Source organism: Paenibacillus sp. FSL R7-0312 (assembly GCF_038004445.1).
GTDB lineage: Bacteria > Bacillota > Bacilli > Paenibacillales > Paenibacillaceae > Paenibacillus_AQ.
The window spans coordinates 5565590-5589012 of record NZ_JBBORE010000001.1 but is presented as its reverse complement, the minus strand read 5'-3'; the positions used below and the strand labels follow the sequence as shown (position 1 = coordinate 5589012).

Below are 23423 nucleotides of genomic sequence, written 5' to 3'. Positions count from 1 at the left end.
CCTCGGGAAATTGCCAAAGACAGTCATTGCGGATGCAGGTTATGGCAGCGAAGAAAACTACGCCTATCTGGAAAGGGAAAAGATTCAGGCGGTAGTAAAGTACGGCAGCTACCACAAGGAAAAGAGCAAAGCCTGGAAAGCGAATGTTGGTAAAATTGAGAACTGGATACACCATACAGCCGAGGATAACTGGACGTGCCCAGCCGGGAAAATGCTGCATTTTCATAGGGAAAGCAAAAGACCTTAGAGAGCGGCTATAAAATTCGTAGACGTCATTACCGAAGCGGCTCCTGTGACGGCTGCCCCCTAAAGGAGCATTGCACGAAAGCGGCAGGAAATCGGGAGGTGGTCGTCAGTTTGGAACGACTACGATACCAGAAACAGGCTCGGGAAATTCTACGGAGTGAGGAAGGTTACGCCTTGGCCGTACGCCGAATGACGGAGCCAGAAAGTGTATTTGGACAACTGAAGAACAACCGTGGGTTCCGGTGATTTCTGCTTCGCGGCATGGAGAAAGTGTCGCTTGAGGTCGGATGGCTTTCCCTTGCTCATAATCTGCTGAAGCAAGCCACCAATGACCAAAAACGCAGAGCAGCGATCCTCCAATAACGGGAGAATCGCTGCTCTGCTCACTTTTTGTAGTGTTAAGAATGAAGAGAACTGTCTTCCGCGGTAGAAAACCTACTTTTGGGACAGCCCCGTTGTGCGTTGTGGACTGAATAGCAGTCTGGTTTCTTCTGTATTGAAGCCTCGCGTTTGGTAAAGCTGCCGAATCGGAAATATTTCCACCATAAATCGGCGGTTTGCCTCCTCAAAAAAAAACACTCGCCTACTGTACACTAAATCTTGTAAGAGAAACCTTTGAGGAGGGGTACAGAGGAATGAAAAAAGCAAAGTACTTGGCGCTGACGCTGGTTTCCATCATACTCATAGGTTCGCCCGCGGCATTCGGAGCTAACAACAACAGCGGCAACATTGCTGCGGATAAATATACGGGTAACAATACAGCAAGCGCGAATGCACCAACCTCCGGGGAGAAGAATACAGAGCCCGAAGCGAAGGTAAAGCTTACTTTCTGGACAATGGGCGACATGAACTATGAAGAGCTGGCCAATACATACATGAAGGAACACCCGAATGTAACCATTAAGGTGCAGAACACCGGTGACACGAATGCACACCATAACAAACTGGCGGCAGCATTCTCGGCAGGTTCGGGTACGCCCGATATTTTCCAGCTTGAGGCCGGTTTCATGGAACATTACCTGGGTGTTCAGGACAAATTCTATAATCTGAACGACCTTGGAGCCAAAGATATCCAGACGGACTTTCTAAAATGGAAGTGGAAACAAGCCTCATCCGTGGACGGCAGCTTCCAGCTTGGACTTCCGGCTGATATCGGACCAACTGTGGTCTATTACCGCACCGATCTGGCTGAAGCAGCCGGCCTGCCCGGCGACCCTGAAGGGTTCAGCGCAGCGATCGATACATGGGATAAATTCGCTGCTGTCGCCAAAGATTTCAAAGAAATAACCGGGAAGTACTTTTCCGACCTGACGGATCTTACGTTTAATGCACTTCGAGACCAGTCTGTAGATGAAATCTATTTCAGCAGAACAGATGGAACATTCTTCGGCGACACCAATCCGTATTTGAAGAGAGCGTATGACTTTACTGTTAAAGGCATTCAGGAAGGCTGGATCAGCAATTCGGAGATCTGGTCGCCTGAATGGGAACAAGGCATGAATGACGGTTCATTCGCAGTTGTGATAGGACCGGCATGGCTTGCCGGCAAAATCAAAAGCAGTGCACCTGATTCTTCCGGCAAATGGAGAATTGCCCAGCTTTCTGAAGGCGTCGGCAACTGGGGCGGTTCGTTCATTACCCTGCCTAAGGAAGGGAAGCATCCGAAGGAAGCCTATGAATTCATCCAGTGGCTCGTTAACAAGGAGAATCAGCTGGAGTCCTTCAAGACCAAAGGGCTGATCCCCTCGACCCCTGCTCTGTATGAAGATCCTGCATTCGCAGATTTCAAGGATGAGTTCTTCGGCGGCCAGCAGACTGCTGTTGAATTCGGTAAAGCGGCTAACCGTGTTAAATGGGTATACTACGGACCGCTGCATGACAGGGCTGATACCTTCTTCAAGAATGCGCTGAGAAACGTGTCGGAAAAAAAAGCCGATCCGGCCAAAGAATGGAACTATGCAGTGAAGCAGGCGAAAACGCTTGCTCCACCCGGTTAACCAATCTATAAATGACTGCGACAGGAAATAAAGAATGCTATGAAGAATAATAATAGACAGAGTCAGCTGGAGGAAGGGAACATACATGAAGCTCCGTCGTAAGATCTTGTTTGCTATTATTCTTCTCGTCTTCATTCCCGTGATCGTCATGGGGATTGTTACGTATGTCAATTTCTCTAATGCTATGGAGAAGAAATCAAGCAATTTCTACTGGATCTCCCTGCAGGAGACGGACCGCAAGCTGAAGTTCGCGCTCAGTGAGATTTCATCGACCACCAATTCAGCCATTACGCAGCCGCCAATTCAGCAGGCGCTCAAGCAGCAGAACTTTGTCCTCACCTATGACAACAAGCAGTTGATCAACAATCTGCTGTTAATTCATCCAATGATCACCTCCTTCAGCCTATACGGCAAAGACCGGCTGATCTATCAATATAACGCGCCGATGTCTTTTGCCGAAATGCAAAATCAGGTCTGGTTCGGAGCGATGAATAGTGCCGAGGGGCGTCCTGTCTGGTCCGGTCCCGGAGAGAACGGCTCGGCAAGCGCGGGTAAACCTGTGCTTGTGCAGGCAAGAGTGATTAAGGATTTCTATTCTCTGGAGGATATTGGCTACCTGGTCGTTTACGTGAAGCCGGATTTGCTCGATCAAATCTTCTGGGAGGCTGCCACCTTGAAGAAAGGGGATATTCTGCTGGTGAACAAGCAGGGCAATATCGTCTTTAACAAGTCGGGGGAGCATATTGGTGAGCGGACGGATTTTCCATTTTTGCAGGAGGATTATACGCAGGAGCAGGACTATTACATTGACAATTATCAGGAGGAGCGGTCTCTGATCACTTTCCTGCCCTCACATAATTCAGACTGGTATCTGGCTGCTATTACACCGATGAATCTGATTTCATCAGAATCGGTATCTATCCGTAATATTGCGGTTATCCTCGGGATTGTGTCGCTGCTGTCTGCTTTTCTGTTCGACCATTATTTCATCCGCAGGCTCGTCCGCAGCATTAACAGTGCAGTAAATGGAATGAAGCGGGTCAAGCAGGGGATATTCATCCCGATCCCCGTACCGCTCCGTGCCAATGATGAGAGTGATTCCCTCATTGACGGCTTCAACAGGATGAGCACGCAAATCAATGAATTGATTGAGCAGGTGCAGACGGAGCAGGCGCGCAAGAAGGAAGCGGAAATGAAGGCGCTGATGGCGCAGATTAACCCGCATTTCATCTATAATTCACTGGAATCAATTAATTCGATGGCCGTGCTGGCAGGTAACAGGGATATCAGTAAAATGGTTATTTCGCTCGGCAGGCTGCTGCGGATCAGCATCAGCCAGAACCAGGAGCTGATTCCGCTGCAAATGGAATTCGAGCATGTCCGCCATTATCTCGATATTCAGAAGTTCCGTTTCGGAGAGAAGTTCTCGTATGAGCTGGAGCTGCCTGAACCGCTGAGGTACGTGATGACCCAGAAGCTGATTGTCCAGCCGATCGTCGAAAACGCTTTATATCATGCAGTTGAACAGATGGAGGAGCATGGCACCATTACGGTCAAGGCACAGGAGAACGGCAATGATGTTATCATTATCGTCAAGGATAACGGACCGGGCTTTGACCTTGAGGTGCTAATGAGCCAATGGAACAAGGAAAGGGCCAATGCCAAGAAATACAGTGACAGCGGGGTGGGCCTGAAGAATGTGCATGAGCGCCTGAACATCCGGTTCGGCAATCCCTATGGCATTCTGGTCTGCTCATCCCCCGGCTTTGGATCAACAATTTGTATCCGGATTCCGAAGATTCAGCCGTCATGAGAAGGAGAAACCAAATGAAAGAGGAGCGGAGTATTGCTAGATGGTTGACCAATTGGGGATGGATTCTGCTCTATACTGTACTAATGTCCGGTGCGGTATGGTTCATTATGCAGGAAGACAGCGGGCAGATCGAAGATAACTCTCCCGAAAAAATCACGCTGACCTTCCGGCACTTCTGGATCAAGGAGCATGACCGTCCGCTTCTGGCCATCTTTGAGGAAGTTGTGAAGAACTATCAGGTGAGCCATCCGAATGTGAAGGTGAACTTCGAGGGTCTGGACCAGACCATTCACCGGGAGCAGAAGCTGAAGAGTGAGATGGTCACTGGAACACCGCCTGATATGTTCGTCCTCTTCGGCGGAGCGGAGATCGAGCCTTATGTGCGTTCGAACCGGCTGATGGATCTAACGGATTTCACCGAAGTGAACGGACTGGGCGATCAATTTAAGGATTTGCATCTGTGGACTTTCAATAAGCGTATCTATGGGCTGCCCATTGAGGGCAATGCTGAACCGCTTTATTATAACAAGAGTATCTTCGCTGAGCTCGGACTGGATATTCCCGTAACGGTTGCTGAGCTCGATAGAGTCATTACGAAGCTGAAAGCGGCAGGATATATCCCGTTTGCGCTGGGCAACGAAGACCTCTGGCCCGCAGGGGTCTTCGCCCATTATCTAATGGACCGCTATGCCGGACCCGAGCTTATACAGAAGCTGGTTACCGGGGAGGATGGGGCGAGCTTTCAGAACAGCAGCTACTCGGATGCGTTCCGCCATCTGGATAAATGGATAGATGAAGGTGCTTTCAGTGGTGATTCCAATAATGTATCCACCGAGAATGCTGTGGGTCTGTTCACGGAAGGGAAAGCAGCCATGTATCTTAACGGAAACTGGGACATCAATTTGTTCTCAGGCGCGGCAGCGCCGGCAGATTTCCAGAACCAGGTTGGTGTAATTCCGTTTCCCGCGCTGATCAAGGGGGCAGAGACGTCGATCGCCGGCGGCTACACTATAGGAATCGGACTCTCTTCGAGCCTCAGCGGAGCGAAGCGGGAAGCTGCCCTGGAACTGATGAAAGCTTTCTATACGAAGGAGATTCAGACCCGGATAGTATACGAAGGACTGAGAATTCCGTCGATGCGCATTGCCTTCGACCCGGATAAGACCGGCCCGGTGTTTGCCCAGGTCATGGATATGATGGAGGAGAACAATCAGAGCTTTGTGCCATATGACAATCTGTTGTCCCCTGAAGTGAAAACGACATTTCTGAGTGTAATTGAAGAGATGATTGATGGAGGGATGCATACGGATCAGGCTTTACAGCAGCTGCAAGATGCATCCAAGCAATACTGGAATCTGATCCGGAGTTCGGCCGGTCAATAAGCCTGGGGGGTGCAAGAGATGAGTGAACATAAGGATAAATATAAAGTGCTGCTGGTGGATGATGAGCCGATTATTCTCCGCAGCCTGAAGGTTGCGGTTCCCTGGGAAGAGCTTGGCCTGACGATAGTCGGTGAAGCAAAGAACGGGGAAGCTGCATTGCAGCTGATTCAGGAGACCACGCCGCATATTATTATCAGCGATATCCGCATGCCGGTGATTGACGGGATCGCTTTAATGAAGGAGGTGCTTCCGCGCAGCGCCAAGCTGATTTTTATCTTCATCAGCGGCTACGGGGAGTTTACATATGCCAGGGAGGCGCTGCGGCTCGGTGCGTTTGATTATCTGCTGAAGCCGATTGACCATGAGGAACTGGCGGAGATGCTCACCCGGGCCAGAGAGCGGCTTGACCGCCAGAAGGAAAATGAACAGCTGATGCTGTCAGTGCAGACCTTGTCAATGCTTGCCCGCGAGCGCATGCTGGCCGAGTTCACGCTGGGCAACCCGCGTCCGCTGCAGCATCTGAAGTGGCTGGAGAATAGCGAGCTGGAAGATGAATATTTCATGGCGGTTGTCCGTCTGGACGATTATGCCGGGCTGACAGCCAAGTGGAGTGCGGAAGAGAAGCATCTCTGGCTGTTCGCGGTCCGCAATATCCTGGAGGAATGGTCCCTGGAGAATGGGGCGTTGTCCATCTTCCCGTTCTACAACGGGGAATGGATCTTGCTCTTCCCGGCAGGCATTAGTGCCGGCAAAAGAGAGCTCGGTGAACAGCTGATTGCCGGCATCAAACGTTACTCTAAGCTGAACTGTTCTGTTGGCATCAGCCGGTCCACCCAGGGAATTGATCAGTTAAGCACGGTCTATCCGTTAGCTTCTCAGGCCTTATATCAGCGGTTCTATTCCGGACAAGCCGGTGTATTCATTGAAGAGGAGACTGCAGCAGCTGGCAGCCGTGAGGTGAAGTATCCGAAGGAGCTGGAGCTCTCGCTGATTGAAAGTATCCGCACCCTGAACCTGGAGCGTATGCTTGCCCTTTTTGACGAGATGTCTGTCTTCATTGAATCCCAGGCCCTTCCGCAGCCGCTCGCGGAGCGTCTGATTATTGAGATGAGCGTGGTGCTGTACCGGCAGTTCGAGCATTTGAACACCCATAGCGAATGGTCGATAGAAAGTCTGCTAAGCAAGCTGCATGGCCTGGGAACGCTGTCAGGCATGATCGAAGCACTCAAGTCGGAATTCCGTGAATGGCTGCTTCAGAGTCACAGCACAGCAGCCCGCGAAGATGGGCGCAGCATCATTGAGAAGGTTAAACGGTACATTGAATCCAATTACCACAAGGATCTCAGCATTGAGGAAGTGTCCGAGGTGGCCGATCTCAGCATCAGCCATTTCTGCACACTGTTCAAACAAATCTCGGGCTACACCTTCCTGGAATTCGTCACCCACTGCCGGATGGAGAATGCCAAGTACATTCTGCGAAGCAGCAATGTGAAGGTCTACCAGGTAGCGCCGCTTGTGGGCTATCAGGACCCGAGGTACTTCACTCAGGTGTTCAAAAAGGCTACCGGCAAGACGCCGACGGAGTATCGTGAGGAGCATGTGAAGCAGGATTGATGCATCGGGGTGGCGCTAACCGTAAAGACCAGATAAGAACATATAGCATAGCATATAGGCCATAAGAATGTAGGAACATAGGAACATTGGGAAATAGGAACATAGGACATAAGAATATAAGTATGAGGATGAGTACGAGCACTTTGAGCACCTTCGGGTGCTTTTTTTATGGTTATAGAGATGATAATCGTCAGTAACCCCTCTAATTTCACCGGTCGCGAGCCAAGGGAGAGCCAATGTATGCGAAAACAAACATGTCTTTCAAGGCACAACTCCAGCATGAAAATGAGCAGCGCGCCTAAAAACAGAACGTCGTCTGTTCATCTATTCAACAAATTTTAACGGAAAACTGAACACAATTAGACCGGGTGGGTAGCGTAAGCCAAATGTAATCGAAAAACCGAACACAATTGGACTGGGAGCGCCACGTAAGCCGAATGTAATCGAAAAACCGAACACAATTGGACTGGGAGCACCACGTAAGCCGAATGTAATCGAAAAACCGAACACAATTGAACTGTGAGCGCCACGTAGGCCGAATGTAATCGGAAAACCGAACACAATTGGACTGGACGTGCCACGTAGGCCGTGCGTTTATCGCAGGTTGTGCCAGAAGTATTTTCACAGAAAAACCGAATACAATGCAATGTGCTACCACGGAAGAAATGAGGAGCGCAAGTACGCTTGTTTGCTGGAGGCGCCCCAGAAGTAATCTAAATGAAGTAATATGCGGTGGCACTTAATATCTTATAAGCGCATAAGCCGCATAAGCTCCAACATCATTCACTTGAGCGGTTACTTTTTTTATGGAACAGTGTCCATCTGTGATGTTATAGGATTCGAGCCATATTCACAGTTATAAAATAGATTAATGAAATAATAATCTATTTTATGACTAGACAAAATAACTTAATATCTATATATTAATAAACAGATTAGATATATATCTATTTAGTCTATATTAATGTATGGGGGATAGCGTCGTGTTAAGGAACAAATATGTAAGAACGATTATTATGTCAAGAGTATTTCTGCAGCTCGGAGTATGGGTGAGGAACTTTGCGATTCTGCTGTACGTGACGGATATTACGCAGAATGATCCATTCTATGTCTCGCTCATTTCGGTGGCCGAATATGCTCCAATTTTTCTGTTTGCTATTATAGGCGGTACCTTCGCGGACAGGTGGCTGCCCAAGCGGACGATGATGATCAGTGATGCGTTATCGGCATGTTCCGTCTTTGTGGTGCTGCTGGTTGTCATGTCCGGATCGTGGAGGGCACTGCTGCTGGCTACCCTGGTATCAGCTATATTGTCACAGTTCTCGCAGCCTTCTGCGATGAAGCTGTTCAAACAGCATGTGCCTGAAGATCAGTTACAGAGTGTGATGGCCATGTTCCAGTCGCTGTCTGCTTTCTTTATGGTGATTGGTCCGGTAATCGGCGCTTTCATCTATAACCATTACGGAATTGAGGTATCGCTGGCTGTGATGATCGGTATGTTCACCGGCTCTGCGCTTATTCTGGGCCTGCTGCCCAAAGACGCGCCGCAGCAGGCCGGAAAGCTCCGGAACGGGATCATGGCTGAAATGAAATCCGGACTGGATTATGTTCGTTCGAGCCAGGTGCTGAAGAATCTGGGCGCAGCCTTTGCGTTTGCGGGGCTTGCCGCAGGACTGATCCAGCCGCTGGGGGTATTCGTAATCATTGAGAATCTGGGCAGGGACAGAGGGTTCCTGCAGTGGATCATGATGGCGAACGGGGCGGCGATGCTGCTCGGCGGAATGCTCATTATGAGCAAAGGCAAAGCCGTGAAGCCACAGACGATGCTGGCATTCGGTCTGCTGGTCAGTGCGGCTGGAACGGTCGGCGTGGGCTGGTCGCATCATGCAGCATTGACGATCCTACTACAGACGCTGACCGGATTCTTTTACCCGTGTATCCATATCGGCATCAACACACTGATTCTGCGGAATACCGAGGCCGGCTACATGGGCAGGGTTGGCGGTATAATGGGGCCGATGTTCATGGGCTTCATGGTGATCGGAATGTCTGCGGCAGGTTATTTGAAGGAAGCCTTCTCGCTGTTCACAGTATTCACCGGAAGTGGCATACTGTTCCTGATGGCGATGCTGATTCTGCTGCCGATGGTCAGGGCGAAGGAGTCTGGGCGGCAATCTCTTCAGGGGTGACTATGACATATGTCATACACCGGGGTTGATGTTTGTGACTTACAGGGGTGACACTTTCTTCTCTATAATGTAGAGAGATAAGTATCCTTGAATGGATGCATCCGAGGAGGAAACGATCCCGATGACTACAAACCAGACATCCCAGCTCTCCAGCTTGAAGAAAAGCGTAGCCCCTTACGAAAAAACAGACCGTAAAGCGAGCATCTACCAGCTCATTAATACACTTGGACCACTAGTGCTCCTATGGACTGCTGCTTATTTCAGCTTATCCGTTTCCTACTGGCTGACGCTGCTGTTCGCCGTTCCGGCTGCAGGTTTTGTCATCCGCACCTTTATTATTTGTCATGACTGCTGTCACGGCTCATTCTTCAAGAACCGCAAAGCGAACGATATTTTCGGAACAATAACCGGTGTGCTCACTCTGGTCCCTTACCGCCAGTGGAAGCACAGCCATTCGATACATCATGCGGGAAGCAGCAACCTCGACAAAAGAGGCATCGGCGACATCTGGATTATGACGGTGGATGAATATGCAGCCGCGAAACCGCTGCAGCGACTATACTACCGGATCTATCGTAACCCTCTGGTTTTGTTTGTACTCGGACCCATTGCCGTCTTCGTGATCCAGTACCGTTTCAACGCCAAAGGTGCCAGACGCAAGGAACGCATGAATACGTATTTGACGAATGTCTCGATAGTGGCTCTGTACGGTACGATGATTATGCTTGTCGGTTGGCAGGCATTCCTGCTGGTGCAGCTGCCGGTTGTGTTCTTCTCCGGTTTTCTCGGGATTTGGCTGTTCTATGTGCAGCATCAGTTTGAAGATACCTACTTCGAGCATGATGAGGAATGGAGCTATGTCAACGCCGCAGTAGAAGGAAGCTCCTATTATAAGCTGCCGAAGCTGCTGCAGTGGATTACCGGCAACATCGGTTTTCACCATGTTCATCATTTGAGCCCGAAGGTGCCCAATTATAATCTGGAGCTGGCCCATAATGCCACCCCGCCGCTGCAAAAAGCGACAACCATTACGCTCAGCACCAGTCTGCAGGCCTTGAAGTACCGTCTGTGGGATGAGGAGCACAAAACGTTCGTCAGCTTCAAGGAAATGAAGCAGCGGCTGCAGCAAAAGAAGCCTGCGGCAGCCGAGGTGCTGAAGGTAATCAAACCGGGATTCCAGAATAAATAGAAGCCGTCACAGAAGAGAAAGACAGTTCCGGCGTGCAGGATGCCGGAGCTGGTCTTTCTTTTTGTCCGAAATGTTGAGCGGAATTGCCGTTTATGTGATGGTTTATGCTAAAATGGGGGTATAATCTTGCTGGCAAAAAGGATGGCAAACATGCAGAAGTGGCATCATATTTTTCATAAAAGTACGGGACTAAGTCCTTATGTGTGGGTCATTTTTTACATTCTCCCGTTCTACTCCATCTTCCGTTCAGCCTCTCCGGACCGCTGGGTTTACGGAATACTGATGATTATTATCTTCTTTGCCTGCTATGTGCTGTCGTTCAAGTCTAAGGGCTGGGTGGTCTATTTCTGGACCAGTGTACAGATGGTGGTCTCGATTACGATGACGCTGCTGTTCGGTTACATGTACTTTGCGCTGTTCCTGGCTTTTTTTATCGGGAATATCCAGAAACGGGCCGCCTTCTTCACACTGTATTCCATTCATATGCTGACGACGATTGTTGCCATCAACTATGAGCTGATTACACGTGATCCTGTGTTTCTCTCACAGCTGCCGTTCGTGCTGGTTAGTATCATTGCTGTGGTGCTGCTTCCGGCCACGACATATAACCGCAACAATCAGGATAAGCTGCAGGGACAGCTGGAGGATGCCAACAAACGGATCTCCGAGCTGGTCGTTATGGAGGAGCGTCAGCGGATCTCCCGTGATCTTCATGATACGCTGGGGCAGCGGCTGTCGCTGATCGGACTGAAGAGTGACCTGGCAGGCAAGCTGATCACTAAGAATCCGGCGCAGGCCCAGATCGAAATTAATGATGTCCGAATGACGGCCCGCAGCGCCCTCAAGGAAGTCCGGGAAATGATTACCCAGATGCGGGGCATCCGGCTTGAAGATGAGCTGATCCGTATCCGGCAATTACTCCAGGCCGCAGAGATTGGCTACATGCTGGAGGGTGACCCTAACCTGACCAACACTTCACTGATTACCGAGAATGTGCTGAGCATGTGTATGAAGGAGGCCGTGAACAATGTGGTCAAACATAGCGGTGCCTCGCTCTGCCTGATTCAGATTGAACCTTCCCGGACCGATCTGGTCATCAGGGTAAAGGATAACGGCGCGGGAATTGAAGGGACTAATCACTATCATAAAGGTCATGGGCTGCAGGGGATGAAGGAAAGGCTTGAATTCGTCAACGGAAGTATGGATGTGGTGCTTGACGAAGGAACAACGATAGTTATTAAGGTGCCTAATGTTGCACAGCGGCCGGAAATGGAGGTAAACGTGTAATGATTACGATAGTGATTGCCGAAGATCAGCGGATGCTGCTGGGAGCGCTCGCCGCCCTCCTGGATCTGGAGGAGGATATGAAGGTTGTGGGCCGGGCAGGCAACGGGGAAGAGGCCGTGAAGCTGGTGAAGCAGCATCAGCCGGATATCTGTATCATGGATATTGAAATGCCGGCCATGACCGGTCTCGAAGCAGCGGAAGCACTGAAGGGATCGGGCTGCAAAATCATGATACTGACCACGTTTGCACGGACCGGTTATTTCGAACGTGCAGTTAAGGCCGGAGTTGATGCCTATCTGCTCAAAGACAGTCCAAGCGAAGAGCTGGCCTTGTCGATCCGCAATGTGATGGACGGCAGACGGATCTACGCGCCGGAGCTGATGGATGAGGCTTACAGCAGCGAAGCTAATCCGCTGACGCAGCGTGAGAAGGAAGTGCTGGGGCTGATCGCGGACGGCAAGAATACGAAGGAGATCGCCAGCCAGCTGTATATTACAACCGGAACGGTCCGCAACTATATCTCTGTGATCCTGGACAAGCTGGATGTCGGCAACCGGATTGAAGCGATCACGCGCTTTAAGGAAAAAGGCTGGTTTAAATAAAATAACTTGCTTGGAATATTGAAACGGCAACTGTCTTCTGTGGCAGTGGGCCGTTTCTTTTATTTTGCAGACAGAGACAAGGCTTATTCTAGTGGTAGGGAAGACGGGCCGACGGGCCGACGTAAGGGGCGGAGCAGAGGCGGACTTTGATTGAAGTAGAGAAATCAGCCTGGCTCTAACTGCATTTAATGCAACTGAAATCTCCTGACAGTACGAGATAAGCTGGATAACTGTATTTTATGCACTTATATAGACTGCCTTTCGTTGAATGATCAATTTTCGTAATTTTAGTTGTACAGAATACAATTAATGGAACAAATCCGCTGGAAAGCCTATTTTTTAACTGTACGAAATACACTTATTCCCTGCATGCGCTCCCTAGATAAGTTTATATAGCTAGTTCATATTTACTATTTTCTCCACGAAAAGCCCTCCGGGATTGGATCGATGGAATATTTTTGCTAATATAAATGCAAACATGTGATCTTATCCGTTGAAGTTGGGTAATAACTTGCATGTGTCATAACCGCACTCCTTTTTATGCCGCGTACATCTTATTTCAGCCGGGAGGAATCTGATTTGCCTGAACTTACTTCATCATATGTTGATTCACTTGCACCCAATGCTGCAGCCATCAAGAACGGTCAAGGTTTGGTCCGCAAAAAGAGCTTCATAGAGCTTCATCAGTCGGAGGACGGAGAGCTGCTGTTTGGAAAATGTGCAGGGAGTGGCAAGACTCCCTATGAATGTTCTGTGGATTTCATCGTGCCGGACAATCCGGTCTTCCGCTGCAGCTGTCCCAGCCGCCAGTTTCCCTGTAAGCATGCGTTAGGCCTGCTCTATGCTATGGCCGAAGGCCAGACGTTCAGCCCCGCTCCCGTCCCTGAAGACATAGCTTCCAAGCGTGAGAAGGCCGAGAAGCGGGAAGAGAATAAGGTGAAGCAGGCGGCCGAAGGGGCAGAGCCTAAGCCAAAAAAGGTTAACAAATCCGCGCTCAAGAAAAAAATTACCGCCCAGCTTGAAGGGCTCGATATGCTTGAGAAGCTGGTGCTGGGGTTCGTCCGCGGCGGACTGTCTACCATTGACCGTTCGAGCATGAAGACGATTCAGGAGCAGGTGAAGCAGCTTGGCAACTATTATCTGTCAGGAGCACAGATTGAGCTGCGCCGGTTCACGATTCTAATGTTCGGCGGCAAGGACCAGGAACAGAACTATACATATGCGATGGAGCAGCTGTCACGTCTTCATGCATTTATTAAGAAGGGGCGGGCGTATCTGTTGGCCCGGAGCGAGGACCCGGAGCTTGCACTCGATCATGAATCGACCATCGATGAATGGCTGGGGCATGCCTGGCAGCTGAGCGAACTGAAGGAATACGGGCTGGTGAAGGAAGGGGCTGAGCTGCTGCAGCTGGCCTTCTACAGCTTCAATGATATGGCCCGGCTGGAATATGTGGATCTCGGGTATTGGATGGACCTCACTGCGGAAGGCGGTAAGATCCACCGGACGGTTAATTACCGGCCGTACAAGGCAGCTAAGCTGATGCGGGAGGAAGACAGCTTCTTCGAGATTGCCGTGGTCCCCCAGCTATATACTTATCCGGGGGATATGAATGCACGGGTCCGTTTTGAAGCCATGTCTCCAAGGACAGTGCAAGGTCCGGATATAGAACGGGCTACCACCCAGGCTCACCGCTCCTATGCGGAAGCTGTCAAGACAGTGAAGAATCAGATCAAGAATCCGCTCAGCGACAAGCTGCCGGTGCTGCTGCTGCATGCCGCCAGTCTGGGCATTACGGAGAGCGGCCAATATGTCATAACGGATGAATCCGGCAGCAGGCTGGCTCTGGAGGATATTCCGTCCCTGCTGCAGGGAACCGTGCATATGCTGCCGTTTGTGCCGGCTGCCGCGCATACGGATTGCTACCTGCTGGTGATGTTCGAGCATAATCTGGACGAGGGAAGGTTGACTGCCCAGCCGCTGACAGTCATTAAGGGTGAAGAAATCATCCGGTTGCTGTATTAGTTAAGATTGTATCTAGGAAGGACACTGCCGAGCATCTGAATTCTAAGATAACTCAAGTTCATTCATATAGGAGGACAGTCCATGAGCACAGCGTTATTACAGGAGCTGCATCAGGAGATTAGAAGACTGTATATTGCCGGAAGCGGGCTGGCGGCTGGAGACTTCCGCCTGAAACGCCTGCTTCCGCAGTTTCAGCAGCTGGGGGAACGCGCACCAGTCTTTAAGAAGCTGGGCGAGGGCGTGGCTTCATTACTAGAGCCTGACGGTGCTGAAGAGATCGCTCCCGGTGTTCAACTGCAGGAGCTTACGCTGCTGCTGGAGTCGGTGCTGTATACCCAGGGGACAACAGCAGTTGACGGAACCCCCGGACCTTTGCCAGCCTTGAGCTTTGAACTTAAGACGAACCAGCCCTACCGCAAGATTGGTGCCGTTCAGCAGGCGCTCAGCACAACAGGAAGCGGAAGATATGAAATTGTAATTGATGCTTTTAAGGAACATGTTTTTCAGGATTTGCGGCTGCTGCCTCCGGCAGTCTCGGCGCTGAACGATCCTTATTCGGAACTTGCAGACTTTGCGATGACCGATATTCTTCCGTCGTATGGACCAGACATTGCCGGATTCCTGTTCGAAAGCTTGGATCCAGCCGGTGGCAGGAGCGAGGTCCGCAAGCTTGAAGTGATCGGCAAGGTGGGAGGAGAGCGGTATCTGGAGGAGATGTTCCGCATCGCCGGAAGCGGCAGTGAAGACATCCGGGTAGCCGCTATGAAATGGCTCGCCGGTCATGAGCCGTATGTGGACGCACTCTTGGAGTGGACAACAGATAAGAAGAAGGCCATCCGTGAAGCTGCCTTCTCGGCGCTGGCAGCAGGCGGTTCGCAGCAGGGCGCTGAACGGCTTGTGGAGGCTTTCACGGCGAAAAAGGACCGTGAGATGGTCGCCGGTGTACTGGCGGGCAGAGCTTCCGCAGAGGTGTCTGATAAGCTGGCGGCATTGTTCATGGAAGAACTGCAGAAGGCGCCGCAGAATAATGCAGACAAGAAGCTGACAGAGTCCGCATGGAATAGCCTTCTTCCATTCTTAACCGCTCTGCGCCATGAGCGGAGCCCGCAGCTGGATGAAGTCTACAGCTATATCCTTCAGGAGTACGCCCGGTTCTCCCCGCTCGGCTGGATTCCGCTCATTGACCAGGCAGCCTGGTATAAAGAGAATACTCCGGGCGGAGCTGCACTGGCAGAGCTGGAGGCACTGGATAAGCGGAGTGTGCGTTTCCTGCCGAATTACTTCCATGCTGCCCAGCGGGTGATGACGCCCAAGGAGCTGTACAGCAGGTTCGGCGGAACCTTTATGGACAAATTGAAAGCGCTAGTGGGCAAAGATGCCAAAGATGCGGCTCAGCGCGCCCAGCTGCTGATAAATACGATTGAGGAGCAGATCGTGGATATCCGCCGGAGGGCGTATGAGGTAGAGTGGGATGCTGCAGGTATTAGGCAGCCTTACAGCAGGGAGATGCTGTCAGCCGAGGAGATTGCGGCAGACTGGGATTCCCGCTGGCTGGACTGGTTCATTCAGCATGATGCGGTGAACCTGGCAAGCGCTTTTGCCCGGCCGGGTCATAAGGGCGTGCGGGACTACCTGCTTGGCAAGCTGCAGGAGCCATTTAAACGCACGACGTATGATCTCCTTGCTAATATTTTCAAGGGTCTGGAGAGGGCGGGGGTGCCGGAGCCGGAGCGTCTTGAGCTGCTGATGACAGCCCTGGAGAATAAAAATGTTCATACAGCTTACACCTTTGAGCTCTACTTATTTAAACTGATGGAGCGCTTCCCGGCCAGCTATGCAGGACGTCTGGAAGCGATTGTCCCTAAATATAGATATGAATGCAAGCAGCAGCTGGAGTATGTGCTGAACAGCTTGAAGAGTGCGCAATAATCCAGGGCGGAAGTAGCTTAAGAAATCTAATTGAAGAGTTCTTATAAAGGAGAGGTGTTCATGTCGACGGAACAAAGTCAGCTTCAGGATTACATGCGTCTGCCAGCCGAGGTTCTATACCGTGAGGAACTGGAGGCCTTACGCAGGGAAGATACAGGCCGTATCCCTGCCGGGTGGCAGATGTCGCCGCGTTCGGTGTTAACGTTCATTGCCGGAGGCAAGGCGGGCAAGACCGTGATTACCCCGAAATATATCGGTAACACGCGGCTGATCGAGATGGCGGTGGCCACGCTGGTAACAGACCGGGCGCTGCTCCTGATCGGTGAGCCGGGAACGGCGAAGTCCTGGCTGTCCGAGAATCTGGCGGCTGCGATCTACGGCAACTCGGGCCTGGTTGTGCAAGGGACTGCCGGAACCAGTGAGGAGCATGTACGTTATTCCTGGAACTATGCCATGCTCCTGGCGAACGGGCCAACGCCGGAGGCGCTGGTCAAGAGTCCGATCATGCGGGCAATGGAGGATGGCGGCATAGCCCGGTTTGAGGAGATCTCCCGCTGCGCTTCCGAGGTGCAGGATGCGCTGATCTCCATCCTCTCTGAGAAGACGATCTCTGTGCCAGAGCTAGGCAAGGAGACCAGTGCCCGCAAGGGCTTCTCCATTATTGCCACCGCCAACACGCGTGACCGCGGCGTGAACGAAATGTCAGCGGCGCTCAAGCGCCGGTTCAACATCATCGTGCTGCCGGCACCGTCTGATCTGGAGACTGAGCTGTCTATCGTGAAGAAGCGGGTTGCAGAGATTGCTTCTTCGTATGAGCTTCAGGCTTCCGTTCCGGCTGATGAAGCACTGCTCAAGGTAGTGACGATCTTCCGCGAGCTGCGCAGCGGCATGACGCTCGACAAGAAAGAGAAGGTGAAGACACCGGCCGGTGTAATCTCCACGGCGGAAGCCATCTCCCTGCTGACGAACAGCATGGCCCTGGCAGCCAGCTTCGGCAGCGGAGAATTGACCGACGGGGATCTGGCTGCCGGCCTGCAGGGGGCTATCGTCAAGGATGACGACAAAGATAAGCTGGTCTGGAAGGAATACCTCGATAATGTAATGAAGAAAAAAGGAGCGGACTGGCGCGGATTGTATCAAGCCTGCAAGGAGATGAACGAGTGAGTGGGGCGACTGTTGCTGCCGGTGTGAATATTTTCGGGGTGCGCCATCTGTCTCCGGGCGGTGCGAAGCATCTGCTGGAATACTTGGATGAGCTTCAGCCGACCGCTGTCCTGATCGAAGGACCCGGCGATGCCACTGATGAGATCCGCCATTTGACTCACAACGTAACGAAACCTCCGGTTGCGATTCTGGCCTTCACCGAGGATTTGCCTGTGCGGACGGTGCTGTGGCCGTTCGCTGTCTACTCCCCGGAATACCAGGGGATGCGATGGGCGAAGGAGCATGGGGCAGAAGCGGAATTCATCGATCTTCCCTCTTCCGTAACCCTGGGTCTGCAGGATGCCCTGCGGCTTGAATCCTTGAGCAGGCCGTTGCTTAAGCCTGCGGCGGATGAACAAGGTGAGCCTACGGATGATGAGTTGCAGGAGCAGGAATCGGTATACAGCCAGATTGCCCGGCTCGCCGGTGAGTCTGATTATGATATGTATTGGGAACGCAATTACGAGCATAACGCCAGCAGCGGAGCGTACCGTGCGGCGATACTGGCGTTCTCTGCCCGGATGCGTGAGCTGTCAGAGTCCCGGGAGCTGATAGAGCAGCCCCGCGAATATGCTTATAACGCGCTGCGCGAAGCTTATATGCGGCGTCAGATCCGGAGGAAGATTGAAGCCGGCCATCCGCCGGATAAGATAGTAGTGATCTGCGGCGCTTACCATGCTGCGGCCCTCTCAGACCTTGCAGACGGGATGACCGACAGCGAGCTGTCGTCACTGCCTACACGCAGCACGAAGCTGACGTTGATGCCGTATTCGTATTACAAGCTCTCTACGATGTCGGGTTATGGTGCAGGCAACGGGGCTCCGCATTACTTTGAGCTGATGTGGGAGCTGATGGAGTCCGGCAGGGCTGAGGAGCTGCCGCATCTCTACCTGTCCTCCGTGGCTAGGCAGGTACGCGGTTCCGGGACGCACCGCTCCACGGCAGAAGTCATTGAAGCGGTCCGGCTGGCAGAGTCGCTTGCAGCTCTGCACGGCGGGAGCGCGCCTACACTGCGTGATCTGCGCGATGCCGCCCAGACGCTGCTCGGCCATGGCGACCTCGCGGTTGTTGCCGAATCACTGGCTCGCGTGGATGTCGGTACGGCGATCGGCAGCCTGGCCGAAGGTGTCAGCCAGACACCGATTCAGGATGACCTGAACCGGCTGCTGAAGCGGTATAAGCTGGAAAAATATAAGTCCACTGTAGCCAGTGACCTGGCGCTCGATCTGCGGGAGAACCGCCGGGTGTCAAGCGCGGAAGCGGCCTACCTGGATCTGCACCGTTCCGTGCTGTTTCACAGGCTGGAGCTGCTGGGCATATCATTCGTGCGGAATATGCCAAGCGGACAGTCCGGGGCAACCTGGGCAGAGCACTGGATTATCCAGTGGTCACCGGAAGTGGAGATTCAGGTAGTTGAATCGACTCTCCTGGGCGAGACCATTGAAGTCGCTGCAGCTTATGTGCTGAGGGAGAAGCTGCTGGAATGCCGCTCCATTACTGATGCGTCTGCGCTGATCCGCATCGCCTGCCAGTGCGCGATGACCTCGCAGATGGAGGAGAGCAGCCGGGTGCTGCAGAGCCTGGCGGTGGACAGCCGCGATGTAGTTGCTATTGCCGCCGCTGCCCGGGAGCTGGCGACAATTATCGGCTTCGGCGATATCCGCAAGGTGGATACCGCTCCGCTCGTGCCGCTGCTGGAGGAGCTGTTCCGGCGCGGCTGCCTGTTCCTGCTGGATGCGAGCGGCTGCAACGACGAAGCAGCGGCGCTAATGATCAGCGCCATGAATGAGCTGAACGGCATCTCGCTGGAACATAGCGGGACTCTGGATTCTGTCCTGTGGCTTCAGGAGCTGCAGCAGCTGTCACAGCGGGATGACCGTAACCCCCGGCTGTCCGGCTTCGCCTGCGCGATCCTGATGGAGCGGGCTGCGGTCTCTGCGGAAGATGTGGCCGCAGAGGTGTCGCGCCGGCTGTCTCCGGGTATCCCCGCTGATCTGGGGGCGGGCTGGTTCGAAGGGCTGTCGATGCGTAACCGCTACGGCCTGCTGTCACGGATGAGCCTGTGGGAGCAGCTGAATGATTACATTAATGCCCTGGACGATGAGGAATTCAAACGTGCCCTGGTCTTTCTGCGCCGGGCATTCAGCACTTTCTCTCCCCGGGAGAAGACGATGATCTCCGAGCTTCTGGGTGAGCTGTGGGGGGTTAACACAGAACAGGCTGCTGAGATACTTACAGGCGAGCTGAAGGAGGAGGAAGCCAAAATGCTGGATGAGCTGAACGATTTTGACTTCGGTGACCTATAGATGGCGGAGGATATTAAGGATAACGGGCGGAACGGGGCTGTGTCGCGCTGGAGGCTGATTCTGGGCCAGGAAGCAGAGGAAGCTTTATCCGGCTATGGGGCAGGCGGCGGGCCTACTCTGACCGAGGAAGAGCGGATTATGGATGCGGCGCTGGCTGCCATCTATAATGAGGCAGGTGCTGACGGGACCTCTCAAGCGGGTTCAAAGGGCAGGGGGGCGGGATCAGGGCATGCCGCCATTAACCTGTCCAAATGGCTTGGGGACGTGCGCACCTTCTTCCCGGAGGATGTTGTCTCGATTATCCAGAGTGATGCCATGGAGCGCAAAGGCTGGAAGCAGCTGCTGTTCGAGCCGGAGCTGCTGGCGGCAGTGAAGCCGGATATCCAGCTGGTGGGTACGCTTCTGGCACTCAAAGGCAAAATTCCTGAGAAAACAAAGGACACCGCAAGAATGCTAGTCCAGGCACTGGTTGACGAGCTGGTCAAGCTGCTGGAGACGGATATCCGCCGTGCGGTCACCGGTGCGCTGAACAAGCGCCAGCATTCTCCGCTGCCGTCCCTGAGCGGGCTGGACTGGAAGCGGACGATTGAGCGCAATCTGAAGCATTATGATGCAGAGCGGCGGATGATTATCCCCGAGCGGTTCTTTTATTTCGACCGGGCCCGCCGCAGCAAGGAATGGACCGTGATCGTGGACATTGACCAGAGCGGATCGATGGCCAGCTCTGTTATCTGGGCTGCGGTGATCGGCTCGATCTTCGCCAGCATTCCGGCGCTTAACACGCGCGTGGTTGCTTTTGACACTGAGGTCGTAGATTTGACTGAGCAATGTGCCAATGATCCTGTAGACATGCTCTTCGGCATTCAGCTTGGCGGCGGCACAGATATCCATAAGTCCGTGAAATATTGTGAGCAGTTCATTGAGGAGCCGAAGAAGACGCTATTCATCATTGTTTCCGATCTGTATGAGAACGGCAACCAGGCCGGATTGGTCCGGCGGATGCGTGAGCTGCGCGAATCCGGTGTGCGGACGATGACACTGCTGGCCCTGTCGGATGAAGGGAAGCCTTCCTACGACGAGCGCCTTGCCGCCCAGCTCACCCGTGACGGAACCCCTTGCTTTGCTTGTACTCCGGCGTTACTGCCTGTTTTGGTGGAGGGAGCGCTCAAGGGCCAGGATCTCGGTGAATTGTCCAAGCGTCTGGGGATGGCGCGATAATTTTTTGCAACAGGAAACACTTACTTTATAATCACATATTGTGTAACATGCATATATCATTTATAATCGGTTATTAAAAAGCACCTATCGCTAGGCGCTGCTTGAAAGGAAATGAATTTCTTATGTCAAGTAAGTTGAGAGCGGGTATTGTTGGCGGTACCGGTATGGTCGGCCAGCGTTTCATTGCACTTCTTGAGAATCATCCCTGGTTTCAGGTAACGGCTATTGCCGCGAGTGCGAATTCGGCCGGCAAGACGTACGAGGAGTCCGTCAAAGGCAGATGGAAGCTGTCCACACCCATGCCGGAGGCCGTTAAGAGCATTATGGTTCAGGACGCCTCCAAGGTGGAGGAAGTGTCTGCGGATGTGGATCTGATCTTCTGCGCTGTAGATATGAAGAAAGAAGAAATCAAGGCACTGGAAGAAGCCTACGCACGCACCGGCACTCCGGTTATTTCCAACAATTCCGCGCACCGCTGGACGCCGGATGTTCCGATGGTGATTCCTGAGATCAATCCTGAGCATCTTGAGGTGATTGCCCAGCAGCGCAAACGTCTGGGTACCGAAACCGGATTTATCGCTGTCAAGCCTAACTGTTCCATTCAGAGCTACATGCCTACACTGCATGCGCTTCATGATTTCAAGCCTTCGAAGGTTGTTGTGACGACGTATCAGGCGATTTCCGGAGCCGGTAAAACCTTTGCCGACTGGCCGGACATGGTGGACAACGTGATTCCATTCATCGGCGGCGAAGAAGAGAAGAGCGAGCAGGAGCCATTGCGGATCTGGGGGAAGGTAACTAAAGAGGGGATTGTCAAAAGCGAACAGCCAGTGATCACGACACAGTGTATTCGTGTACCGGTTGCTGATGGCCATATGGCTGCGGTATTCGCCTCCTTTGAGCAGAAGCCTAGCAGGGAAGATATTCTGGAACGCTGGAACAGCTTCCAGGGACGTCCTCAGCAGCTGGGACTGCCAAGCGCACCTAAACAGTTCATTACCTATTTCGAAGAAGAGAACCGTCCGCAGACCCGTCTGGACCGTGATATTGAGAACGGAATGGGAATTTCAGCAGGCAGACTCCGTGAAGATTCACTCTATGACTATAAATTTGTCAGCCTGTCCCACAACACTGTAAGAGGTGCTGCCGGCGGTGCTGTCCTGATCGCTGAGCTGCTGAAGGCCGAAGGTTATATTCAGCCGAAATAAGCAGCAGGAACAACTCCATTTCAATTCGTATTGCAGCCTGCCGGAGCTTCTCCGCGCAGGTTGTTTGCGGTTTTACCTGACATTACCCCCGGAATAATGGTAAGATAGAGGAATGCATGACGAAAACTGAATACTGACGGAGTGATATTGTGGCAAAAAGTAAAGGCGGCGGCACAGGCAGAGGGACAGGGAGCAAGGGCTGGACCCGATGGAATAAGACGGCGAAACCCGTGAAGCCGGCAAAAAGCGGACCTCCCGGAAGCCCGGGCACCAAACCGGGAACCAAAGGAGCAGGCACTGCCAAGGGCAGCAGCGGCGGCAACAAAACCGGAGGCAGTAAATAAGGCGGCCATGTGCCCATAAATGGTTTCAAAATATTATTTCACGCTGAAACGGAACCGTCCTTGTTCAAGGACGGAATAACCGTTTCCACTTGGCAGCATCTGATTTGTAAGTGAATCAGGTGTTCTTTAATATGTAGGGCAGGAAAGCGGGTACTGGAGTGAGAATTAATAAATATATAAGTGAGACAGGCGTATACCCGCGCAGAGAGACGGATCGGCTGATTGCGGCGGGACGGATAACCATTAACGGTATAGCCTGTGCAGCGGGGGCCAGTGTAGGGCCTGGTGATACTGTGGCCGTTGACGGCGTTACGCTGAGCCCGGACCCGGAAGAACGGGTCTATCTGGCTCTTAACAAGCCAGTTGGGATTACCTGTACAGCTGCCCGGCAGGTGGAAGGGAATATCATTGATTATGTCGGTTATCCTTCCCGGATCTTTGCCGTCGGCAGGCTGGATAAACAGTCCGAAGGACTGATACTCATGACCAATGACGGAGCCGTGGTTAACCGGATGATGCGCTCCGAGCATGGGCATGAGAAGGAATATAACGTTACGGTGGACAAGCCGGTGACTGAAGCATTCCTTCAGGAGATGTCAGCCGGTGTGGATATTCTCGGGACCCGGACCAAGCCTTGCCTCACCCGCAGGATCACGGACAACGAGTTTGCGATTGTTTTAACCCAGGGACTGAATCTGCAGATCCGCCGGATGAGCAAAGAACTGGGTTACCGGGTGCTCCGCCTGGAGCGCATCCGGATCATGCACATTACGCTCAGCGGCCTTGAGCGGGGGCAGTGGAGGCATCTGACTACAGATGAGCTGGCTGAGCTCCACTCCAGACTGGACGCAGAGAAATAGGCATTCACAGG

The 23423-nt window shown here is 52.5% G+C and carries 16 protein-coding genes and 1 pseudogene; all 17 read left to right on the top strand.

Annotated features, from left to right (window positions below; genetic code table 11):
- Position 1: 1 nt before the first annotated feature.
- A pseudogene (locus MKX70_RS33475) lies at positions 2-609 on the top strand (transposase); the annotation flags it as partial.
- A 272-nt stretch (positions 610-881) separates the two neighbouring features.
- The gene (locus MKX70_RS24565; RefSeq protein WP_042235902.1) at positions 882-2243 is read left to right on the top strand and encodes an ABC transporter substrate-binding protein; all 1362 of its coding nucleotides are present in this window, start codon (positions 882-884) and stop codon (positions 2241-2243) included.
- An 85-nt stretch (positions 2244-2328) separates the two neighbouring features.
- Positions 2329-4056, top strand: a complete 1728-nt coding sequence (locus MKX70_RS24560) for a cache domain-containing sensor histidine kinase (RefSeq protein WP_340841050.1) — start codon at positions 2329-2331, stop codon at positions 4054-4056.
- 14 nt (positions 4057-4070) lie between these two features.
- Positions 4071-5438 (top strand): ABC transporter substrate-binding protein, encoded by a 1368-nt coding sequence (locus tag MKX70_RS24555; RefSeq protein WP_042235908.1) that lies wholly within the window; start codon positions 4071-4073, stop codon positions 5436-5438.
- 18 nt (positions 5439-5456) lie between these two features.
- Positions 5457-7052, top strand: coding sequence for a response regulator (locus tag MKX70_RS24550; RefSeq protein WP_042235911.1), 1596 nt, complete (start codon positions 5457-5459; stop codon positions 7050-7052).
- 983 nt (positions 7053-8035) lie between these two features.
- Positions 8036-9241, top strand: a complete 1206-nt coding sequence (locus MKX70_RS24545) for an MFS transporter (RefSeq protein ID WP_042235914.1) — start codon at positions 8036-8038, stop codon at positions 9239-9241.
- Between the two features lie 121 nt (positions 9242-9362).
- Positions 9363-10430, top strand: a complete 1068-nt coding sequence (locus MKX70_RS24540; protein ID WP_042235916.1) for a fatty acid desaturase — start codon at positions 9363-9365, stop codon at positions 10428-10430.
- 150 nt (positions 10431-10580) lie between these two features.
- The gene (locus MKX70_RS24535; protein ID WP_042235918.1) at positions 10581-11717 is read left to right on the top strand and encodes a sensor histidine kinase; all 1137 of its coding nucleotides are present in this window, start codon (positions 10581-10583) and stop codon (positions 11715-11717) included.
- Positions 11717-12319, top strand: a complete 603-nt coding sequence (locus MKX70_RS24530; RefSeq protein WP_042136705.1) for a response regulator transcription factor — start codon at positions 11717-11719, stop codon at positions 12317-12319. The genes MKX70_RS24535 and MKX70_RS24530 overlap by 1 nt, the downstream gene beginning before the upstream one ends.
- A gap of 579 nt (positions 12320-12898) precedes the next feature.
- Positions 12899-14344, top strand: coding sequence for an SWIM zinc finger family protein (locus tag MKX70_RS24525; protein ID WP_340841048.1), 1446 nt, complete (start codon positions 12899-12901; stop codon positions 14342-14344).
- Between the two features lie 81 nt (positions 14345-14425).
- Positions 14426-16273: a HEAT repeat domain-containing protein gene (locus MKX70_RS24520; RefSeq protein WP_340841047.1), complete on the top strand. Its 1848-nt coding sequence runs from the start codon at positions 14426-14428 to the stop codon at positions 16271-16273.
- 60 nt (positions 16274-16333) lie between these two features.
- Positions 16334-17437, top strand: a complete 1104-nt coding sequence (locus MKX70_RS24515) for an AAA family ATPase (protein ID WP_039303646.1) — start codon at positions 16334-16336, stop codon at positions 17435-17437.
- Positions 17434-19782 carry a DUF5682 family protein gene (locus MKX70_RS24510; RefSeq protein WP_340841046.1) on the top strand — a complete coding sequence of 783 codons (2349 nt, stop codon included), beginning with the start codon at positions 17434-17436 and terminating at the stop codon, positions 19780-19782. The genes MKX70_RS24515 and MKX70_RS24510 overlap by 4 nt, the downstream gene beginning before the upstream one ends.
- Entirely contained in the window at positions 19783-21000 is a 1218-nt protein-coding gene (locus MKX70_RS24505) for a VWA domain-containing protein (RefSeq protein WP_340841045.1), read from the top strand.
- 122 nt (positions 21001-21122) lie between these two features.
- Positions 21123-22208 (top strand): aspartate-semialdehyde dehydrogenase, encoded by a 1086-nt coding sequence (gene asd / locus MKX70_RS24500; RefSeq protein ID WP_042235932.1) that lies wholly within the window; start codon positions 21123-21125, stop codon positions 22206-22208.
- Between the two features lie 146 nt (positions 22209-22354).
- The gene (locus MKX70_RS24495; protein ID WP_039303638.1) at positions 22355-22552 is read left to right on the top strand and encodes a DUF3934 family protein; all 198 of its coding nucleotides are present in this window, start codon (positions 22355-22357) and stop codon (positions 22550-22552) included.
- A 158-nt stretch (positions 22553-22710) separates the two neighbouring features.
- Positions 22711-23412, top strand: coding sequence for a pseudouridine synthase (locus MKX70_RS24490; RefSeq protein WP_042235936.1), 702 nt, complete (start codon positions 22711-22713; stop codon positions 23410-23412).
- Positions 23413-23423 lie beyond the last annotated feature (11 nt).